This window comes from Mesorhizobium sp. M8A.F.Ca.ET.207.01.1.1 (genome assembly GCF_004794715.1).
Classification (GTDB): domain Bacteria; phylum Pseudomonadota; class Alphaproteobacteria; order Rhizobiales; family Rhizobiaceae; genus Mesorhizobium.
Window position 1 is genome coordinate 1 of the sequence record NZ_SRUS01000211.1, and the last position, 373, is coordinate 373.

Genomic DNA, 373 nt, shown 5'->3' on the forward strand with positions numbered 1-373 from the left:
ACTGTTGTCGCGGGTGTCCGGGCTGTCGGCGACGGTGGCCGAGAACATCGTGCGCCATCGTGACGAGAACGGGCCGTTCAAGCGTCGCAAGGAGCTGCTGAAGGTCGCGCGCCTGGGCGAGAAGACCTTTGAACAGTGCGCCGGCTTCCTGCGCATTGCCGACGGGGATGAACCGCTGGACGCCTCGGCGGTGCATCCAGAAGCCTACCCGGTGGTCGAGCGCATCGTGGCCAGCACCGCGCGCCCGATCAAGGCGCTGATTGGTGATGGCAGCTTCCTGCGCGGCCTGAAGGCCGAGCAGTTCACCGATGCCACCTTCGGCGTGCCGACCGTGCGTGACATCCTCAGGGAACTGGAGAAGCCGGGCCGCGAC

Annotated in this window: 1 protein-coding gene; it reads left to right on the forward strand. The window is 67.0% G+C overall.

Going from position 1 to position 373, the window contains the following annotated elements:
• Positions 1-373: helix-hairpin-helix domain-containing protein (locus EN850_RS34215; protein WP_189591297.1), on the forward strand; the 373-nt coding region annotated here is incomplete at both ends.